A 7,685-nucleotide genomic window follows, 5' to 3' on the forward strand; every position below is an offset into this window, starting at 1 on the left:
ATGACCGAGGACCGGCGCGGCTTCTGGGAACTGCGCGGCTATCACAACCTCGCCGACCCGTGGAAGGAACAGCGCTACTCCCACCAGGAGCAGGAGGGCGAGGGACCGGCCCTGTGAGGTGGTGAACGGCCGGCCAACGGTCAGCCCAGGTCGAGCAGTTCCTCGTAGAAGCCCCCGAAGCCGCGCTCCCGGTCGACCAGATGGACCTCCAGGATCCAGTGGCAGTGCTGTCCGGCACGGTCGGTACGGCGCATCGGGGCGGTGCTTCCCGGCGCGATGTAGGACTCGATCTCGTCGCCGTTGATCGTCTCGTGCGGGAACTCCCCCACCAGATGGCCGGAGTGCGGACCGCCGAACTCCCAGCCCGCTTCCCCGGTCAGCCGCACGACCTCGGCGAACAGTTCCTCGCCGGTGACGTCCGGGTGGGTCTCGAAGTACTGCCGTCCGGCGGCGAAGACCTTCGGCAGATCGTCACGGAGGCGGTGTTTGACGGAGTCCTCGCCGAGGACGAAGGTACGGCCGAAGTCGGCCTCCCACTCCTCGAAGATCGGCCCGAAGTCGGCGAAGACCATGTCGTCCTCGCCGATGACCCGGTCGGGGGGATTCTGCCGGTACGGCTGAAGGGTGTTCGGCCCGGACCGCACGATCCGCTTGTGCCAGAAACGCTTCACACCGAACAACTCGTTCGCCAGATCACGGACACGGTCACTGACCACGCGCTCCGCCTGTCCCGGCTCGATCAGGCCGCGCCGCTCCACCTCGGCGAACAACTCGACGGCCTTTGCCTGGGCGTCCAGCAGACGGGCCGAGCGAATCTCTTCATCGCGCATGGGGAAGACCGTACGGGACCGGCCGGGCCCCGGTAAATGTCTTGGGGGCCGCTGTCATGGGCGGCGGCCGGTCAGGGCTGGAGGCGCTGCCAGGTCCAGGTGCTGTTCGTGGCGTCCGTACGGTCGTAGCGCAGCCGCCGGTGCAGGCGGTCGGGGCTGCCGTACCAGAACTCCAGGCTCAGCGGCAGCAGTCGGTAGCCCGTCCAGTCCTCCGGGCGCCGGATCGCTTCCGGGTCTTCCAGCAGCGCGTTCGCCCGGTCCCGCAGACCGGTCTCGTCCGTCAGGGGCCGGCTCTGCCGCGAGGCACCGGAAGCGGCGCGGGCTGCGGCGGGGCGGGCAGCGAAGATCCGGTCGGACTCCTCGGGCGTGAGGGTCTCGACGGGACCGGCGAGTGTGAGCTGCTGGAGCGTCTCCCGCCAGTAGAAGGCCATCGACGCCCAGGGGCGGCCGGCCAGTTCGACGCCCTTGCGACTGCTCCGGGAACCGGCGAAGACAAGGCCGCGCCCGTCGAACTCCTTGGCCAGCACGACGCGCGTCGACGGCCGTCCACCGCCGTCGGCGGTGGCGAGGACCGCCGCGTACGGCTCGCGGACCCCGCGCAGGGCCGCGCTGTCCAGCCATTCCCGCAGCAGGGCCAGCGGATCGGACGGCGGGGCGTCGAACTCGGGCAGCACCAGTGAGGTGTCGCCGCTCAGCGTCCCCGGCGTGTGCGCGGCCATCCGTGATCCCCTTCAGCGCCGTCCATCCGTACGACCCCGACCGTACCCCGGCAGCCGCACGGGTCCAGGTGGGGCCGCCGTCAGCAGGCGCGTACCGCACGTGCCAGGAAGTACGCGGGGAGGTCCTCGTAGCGGTCCAGGCTCCAGCCGCTGCTCTCCAGCACGGTCGGCAGGTTCGACTCGTCCAACGGGTCGTCCGGGCCGAGCGGGCGGCCGTGGCGTGCCGCGTGTTCGGCACGGCCGGAGGGAAGGAACAGCAGCAGGCTCCCGCCCGGTGCGGTGACGCGGCCCCATTCGCGCAGGGCCGCTACCGGGTCGGGAAGGTGGTCGAGCAGCCCCGCGGTGAAGATGCCGTCCACCACGCCCGGCCCCAGGGGCAGTTGGTGGCAGTCGGCGAGCAGCAGGCGCGCCTGGCCGCCGCGCGCTTCGCCGGCGGCGGCCGTCAGCATGGCCGGGGTGACGTCCACGCCGAGATCGTCGCCAGGGTGGAGCGGACGAAGAATCTGGCGGAGCGACGCGGCGTAGGCATCAAGGCCGCCGCCCTCCAGTTCTCGCCGGCCCACCCGGCGACCGCCGCCGCGTTCTGGACGGCGCTGCGCGAGGAGAAGCTGATCGTCCCCGACGCCCCCGTGCCGGCCGGCGTCTGAACCGTCCCGGCCGGCGCCCGACCCCGGACCTTGTCCTCACCGCTGTTCCAGCTCGTCGTCGATGATCGCGAACATGTCCTCCAGACCCGCGGTGTCGATGTCGGGTGCGGACGGACCGGCGGCCTCCGGGAGGGACGGTCGCCGCACCGCGGCGAGCAGGGCGGCGAGCCGGTCCGTGACCGCCGGGCGGTCCTCGGCGTCCGGGGCCAGGGTGCCGATGAGCTGTTCCAGGGTGCCCAGGGCGGCGAGCACGTCGCCGGCCGGCGCGGGACGGTGCCGCTCCGCGAACAGGCCTTCCAGGTGCTCGGCCAGTGCCATGGGCGAGGGGTGGTCGAACGTCACGGTGGTGGGGAGGCGCAGACCGGTCAACGCGCTGAGCTGGTTGCGCAGTTCGACGGCGGTCAGCGAGTCGAAGCCGAGCTCGGTGAAGCCCCGTGAGGCGCCTACCTCGGTACGGCCCAGCAACGCGGCGGCATGCCGGCGGACGACGTCCAGCAGCAGCCGGCCGCGTTCCCTGCCTCGCGCCCGCTCCAGCCGCTCCGGCAGTGCCACCTCATCCCGGACCGTGGTGCGGCGCGGCCCGTCGAGGAGGTCGCGCAGCAACGGCCGGCCCAGCTCGCGTGCGGTGGCCCGGTCCAGCCGCATCGGCACCAGCAGCGGCTCTCCGTCCGCGAGCGCGGCGTCGAGCAGGGCGAGCCCCTCCTCGGTGCTCATCGGGAGGACGCCGGCTCCGGACAGCCTGGCCCGGCCGCTGTCGCCGAGGGCGCCGGTCAGGGCGCTGGTCTGCGCCCACCAGCCCCAGGCGAGGGACTGCGCGGGCAGCCCGGCGGCGCGGCGGTGCTCGGCCAGGGCGTCCAGGAAGCCGTTGGCCGCCGCGTAGTTGCCCTGTCCGGGGGCACCGAGAACGCCCGCCGCGGAGGAGAACATCACGAACGCGGCGACGTTCCCGCACAGTTCGTGCAGGTTCCAGGCGCCGTCGGCCTTGGGTGCGAGGACCGGGCCCAGCCGCTCCTCGGTGAGAGTGGTGACGGTGGCGTCGTCCAGGACCCCGGCCGCGTGTATCACCGCGGTCAGCGGCCTGTCGGAGGGGATACGGGCGAGAAGGGCCGCCAGCGTCGCGCGGTCGGCCACGTCGCACGCGGCGGTCGTGATCCCGGCGTCCAGGCCGTCGGGCACGGCGGGGGCCCCACGTCCCACCAGCAGCAGGTGGCGTACGCCGTGCTCCCGCACCAGGTGCCGGGCCACGAGGGCGCCCAGGACGCCGCCGGCCCCGGTGACCAGGACGGTGCCGGACGGGTCGAGCGCCGGGCGGGCGCCGGAGCCGCCGGCCCTCACCAGTCGGGGTGCGAGCAACCGGCCTGATTCGACGGCCAGTTCCGGTTCGCCGGTCGCCACAGCCGCCGGTACCAGGGCCAGGTCAGCCGGCCGCGCCGGATCGCGGTGCACCACGACAATCCGGCCCGGGTGCTCCGCCTGCGCCGACCGCAGCAGGCCGGCGGCAGCGCCCGCCGCCAGATCCGCGCGGGGCAGGAGCACCACCAAGGTGGTGTCCGCCAGACGCGGTTCGGTCAGGTGGGCGCGGACCAGGGCCAGTGCCGCGGCCGCGGCCCGGTGCGCGGCGGCGGCGGGATCGGGGCCGTCGCACGGCACACCGGCGACGATCACGTCAGGAAGGCTGTCCTCCTGCTCCAGCAACCGGTCCACCGTGGGCGCGGTCCGTCCCTGGGCGAGCGCGTCGGCCAGTTCGCCTCGGTCTCCGACGGCCGCCCAGCGGAGCCGCGGCGCGGCCGGTGTGTCCAGCTCGGTCCACGTCCGCCGCAGAAGGGAGCCGGCGAGGGGCGCCGCGCCACGCAGCCGGGCGGGGTCGGCCGGCCGTGTGGTGAGGGAGCCGACCGAGGCCACGGGGGTTCCTTCGACATCGGTGACCAGGACGGAGACGGCGTCGGCCGCTGCCGGACGCACGCGGACCCGCACCGTCGACGGCGCGCCACCGACGAGGGTCACGTCGCGCCAGGTGAAAGGCAGTCGTGGTCCGTCCCCCTGGCCCCGCGCGGCCATGGCCTGCACCGCGGCGTCCATGAGGGCGGGGTGGACGGCGAACCCGTCCTGCGGCCCGTCGTAGGCGACCTCCGCGAAGACCTCGTCGCCGCGCAGCCAGACCGTGCGCAGCCCGCGGAAGGCGGGGCCGTAGTCGACGCCGGCGTGGGCGTACGTGTCGTACAGGTCTGTCACGTCGACGGGTTCGGCATCCGTCGGCGGCCATGCCGTCAGGGTCTCGGTGAGCGGCTCTTCCGGGACGAGGCTGCCTTCCGCGTTGCGGGTCCACTCGGCGGCCTCCTCCGTGCGGGAGGAGACGGTGACCGGCCGGCCGCCGTCGTCCCCGGCCGGCCCCACCCGTACGCGCAGCCGTACCGACCCGGTGCCGGGGAGCACCAGCGGGGCGGCGAGCGTCAGTTCGGCGATCCGGCCGTGGCCGAGGTGGCGGCCCGCGGTGACGGCGAGGTCGACCACGGCGGTGCCGGGAAGCAGGACCACGCCGAGGACGGCGTGGTCGACCAGCCAGGGCTGGGTCCGCCGGGAGATCCGGCCGGTCAGGACGCAGCCGTCCTCGTCCAGGTCGACCACGGCTCCCAGCAGCGGATGGTCCGCGGAGCGCAGGCCGGCGCCCTCGACATCGGCGGGGTCCTCCATGGTGTCCGGCCACAGCCGTTCGCGCTGGAAGGCGTAGGTGGGCAGGTCCACTCGGCGGCCGGCCGGTACGGGCAGACGCACCGGCAGACCGTGCACGTGGGCCCCGGCGAGGGCCAGCGCCAGCCGGCGCGGGCCACCGTCGTCGCGCCGCAGGGTGCCGAGCACCGGAGCGGGCGTACCCGCGCCCTCGACGATCTCCTGGAGCGGCACGGCCAGCACCGGGTGCGGGCTGATCTCGACGAAGACGATGCCGGGGCGGTCGAGCAGGCTCCGCGCCGCGGCCTCGAACTCGACCGGCTGCCGCACGTTGCGGTACCAGTAGTCGGGGCCGAGGGTGGTGGTGTCCGGCCAGTCACCGTCGACGGTGGACAGGAAGGGGATCGCGGCGGTGCGCGGCGTGATCCCGGACAGAGCGTCCAGGATACGGGTGCGCAGCGGCTCCATGTGGTGGGAGTGCGAGGCGTAGTCGACCGGGATCCTGCGAGCCCGCTCCTCCCTGGCGAGCAGCGCCGCCAGGGCCTCGTCGTCGCCCGAGACGACCGTCGAGCGCGGCCCGTTGACCGCGGCGACATCGAGCCGGCCCGGCAGTCCCTCCAGCAGGGTCCGTGTCTCGGCGGCCGGCAACGGCAGCGAGACCATGCCACCGTGTCCGGCGAGGTCGGCCAGTTCCCGTGAGCGCAGGGCCACGACGCGGGCGCCGTCGTCCAGGGTGAGCGCGCCCGCCACCACGGCGGCGGCGATCTCGCCCTGGCTGTGGCCGAGCACCGCCGCCGGCTCGACGCCGTGCGCCCGCCACACCTCGGCGAGCGAGATCATCACCGCCCAGAGCGCGGGCTGTACGAGGTCGACCCGATCGTAATCGCCCTGCCGGACCACATCGATCAGGCCGGGTTCCATGTACGGCGCCAGCGCCTCGGCGCACTCGGCCATCCGGTCGGCGAACACCGGGGAGGAGTCCAGGAGTTCCACGGCCATGCCCGCCCACTGGCCACCCTGGCCGGGGAAGACGAAGACCGGCTGGGGGGCCTCGACTGCCTCGCCCACCACCAGGGTGTCCGCCGGCTGTCCGCCGGCGAGCGCGGCCAGCCCGCTCCGCAGGTCCTCGGGCCGGGCGCCCAGGACCACGGCCCGGTGCTGGAAGGTGGTGCGGGTGGTGGCCAGTGAGTACGCCACGTCCCGGGCGTCGTACGCGTCGATCCCGGGGAGCAGCGCGCGGGCCTGTCCGCGCAGCGCGGCCGGACCGCGGGCGGAGAGAACCAGCGGAACGAGTGTGTCCTCCGGAGCGGGCCACGGCGGGTTTCCGGCCGTCACGACGGACAGGGCGCCGGGGGCGGGCGCGGTGGCGACGGCGGGGTCGGCGGGGCCGGCCTCCAGGATGACGTGGGCGTTGGTGCCGCTCACCCCGAACGAGGACACCCCGGCGCGGCGAGGCCCCTGCCAAGGGCGTTCCTCGTCCAGCAGGCGCACCGCGCCCTCGCTCCAGTCCACCTGGGTCGTCGGGCTGGCGGCGTGCAGGGTCCGCGGAAGGGCGCCGTGCCGCATGGCCATCACCATCTTGATGATGCCCGCCACCCCGGCCGCGGCCTGGGTGTGCCCGATGTTGGACTTCACCGAGCCCAGCCACAGCGGCTCGTCGCGCTCCTGACCGTAGGTGGCCAGCAGCGCCTGTGCCTCGATCGGGTCGCCCAGCCGCGTACCCGTGCCGTGCGCCTCCACGGCATCCACGTCGCGGGTGCGCAGTCCGGCGTCGGCCAGTGCGGCGCGGATGACGCGTTCCTGCGAGGGGCCGTTGGGCGCGGTGAGCCCGTTCGAGGCGCCGTCCTGGTTCACGGCCGACCCCCGCACGACGGCGAGGACCGGGTGGCCGTTGCGGCGCGCGTCGGAGAGCCGCTCCACCAGGAGCATGCCGACGCCTTCGGCGAAGCCCGTGCCGTCGGCGGAGTCCGCGAACGACCGGCACCGTCCGTCGGGGGACAGTCCGCGATGCCTGCTGTACTGGACGAACAGCTCGGGGGTGGCCATCACGGCGACCCCGCCCGCCAGAGCCAGTGAGCACTCCCGCGCCCGCAGGGCCCGCACGGCGAGGTGCAGCGCGACGAGCGAGGAGGAGCAGGCGGTGTCCACCGACAGAGCGGGTCCCTCGAAACCGAAGGTGTAGGCGATTCGGCCGGACGCGACACTGCCGGCGCTTCCGTTGCCCACGTACGGTTCGAGCTCCGCGGGAGCGTTCCGCAGCCGGTCGGCGTAGTCGTGGTGCATGACGCCGGCGAACACTCCGGTCGGGCTGGACCGGAGCGCGGCGGGGTCGATCCCGGCGTGTTCCAGCGCCTCCCAGGTGACTTCCAGCAGCAGCCGCTGCTGGGGGTCCATGGCGAGTGCCTCCCGGGCCGATATGCCGAAGAACTCGGCGTCGAAGTCGGCCACGTCCCGCAGGAATCCGCCGTGCCGGGTGTAGCTGTGCCCGGGCCGGTCCGGGTCCGCGTCGAAGATCCCCGTGAGATCCCATCCGCGATCCTCCGGGAACAGGCTGATGGCCTCGCCGCCCGTGGAGACGAGGTCCCACAGTTGGTCGGGGGTGGTCACTCCGCCGGGGTAGCGGCAGGCCATGCCGATGATGGCGACAGGCTCGTCCGCGGGCGGGCGGGGCGCGGGCGGCGCGACCCGCGACGGGCCGCTCTCCGCGCTCCGCTCCAGCAGCCGCAGCGCCAGCGCGTGGGGGGAGGGATGGTCGAAGACGAGGGTGGCCGGCAAGCGCGTACCGGTGACGGCGGCGAGTCGGTTGCGCAGCTCGACCGCCG

At 74.2% G+C, this 7,685-nt stretch carries 4 protein-coding genes and 2 pseudogenes; 2 read left to right on the forward strand and 4 right to left on the reverse strand.

Annotated features, from left to right (window positions below):
* Window positions 1–117 (forward strand): annotated as a pseudogene (locus QR77_RS44815) (sulfite oxidase-like oxidoreductase); the annotation flags it as partial.
* A 23-nt stretch (window positions 118–140) separates the two neighbouring features.
* Here QR77_RS44815 and QR77_RS03180 read toward each other — a convergent pair.
* The 3 genes from QR77_RS03180 to QR77_RS03190 all read right to left on the reverse strand — a co-directional run bounded on the left by QR77_RS03180 (window position 141) and on the right by QR77_RS03190 (window position 2,016).
* Entirely contained in the window at window positions 141–830 is a 690-nt protein-coding gene (locus tag QR77_RS03180; protein ID WP_040019549.1) for a M24 family metallopeptidase, read from the reverse strand.
* A gap of 71 nt (window positions 831–901) precedes the next feature.
* The gene (gene phzG / locus QR77_RS03185) at window positions 902–1,549 is read right to left on the reverse strand and encodes a phenazine biosynthesis FMN-dependent oxidase PhzG (RefSeq protein ID WP_040019550.1); all 648 of its coding nucleotides are present in this window, start codon (window positions 1,547–1,549) and stop codon (window positions 902–904) included.
* Between the two features lie 80 nt (window positions 1,550–1,629).
* Window positions 1,630–2,016 (reverse strand): class I SAM-dependent methyltransferase, encoded by a 387-nt coding sequence (locus tag QR77_RS03190; protein WP_052488500.1) that lies wholly within the window; start codon window positions 2,014–2,016, stop codon window positions 1,630–1,632.
* Here QR77_RS03190 and QR77_RS43090 point away from each other — a divergent pair.
* Window positions 2,017–2,196 (forward strand): annotated as a pseudogene (locus QR77_RS43090) (aldo/keto reductase); the annotation flags it as partial. It abuts the gene before it with no gap.
* Between the two features lie 36 nt (window positions 2,197–2,232).
* On the opposite strand, the gene QR77_RS48175 reads toward QR77_RS43090, so the two are convergent.
* Window positions 2,233–7,638: an SDR family NAD(P)-dependent oxidoreductase gene (locus QR77_RS48175; RefSeq protein WP_347359767.1), complete on the reverse strand. Its 5,406-nt coding sequence runs from the start codon at window positions 7,636–7,638 to the stop codon at window positions 2,233–2,235.
* Window positions 7,639–7,685: the final 47 nt, after the last annotated feature.

The organism is Streptomyces sp. 150FB (assembly GCF_000818195.1).
In the GTDB taxonomy this organism is placed as follows: Bacteria; Actinomycetota; Actinomycetes; order Streptomycetales; family Streptomycetaceae; genus Streptomyces.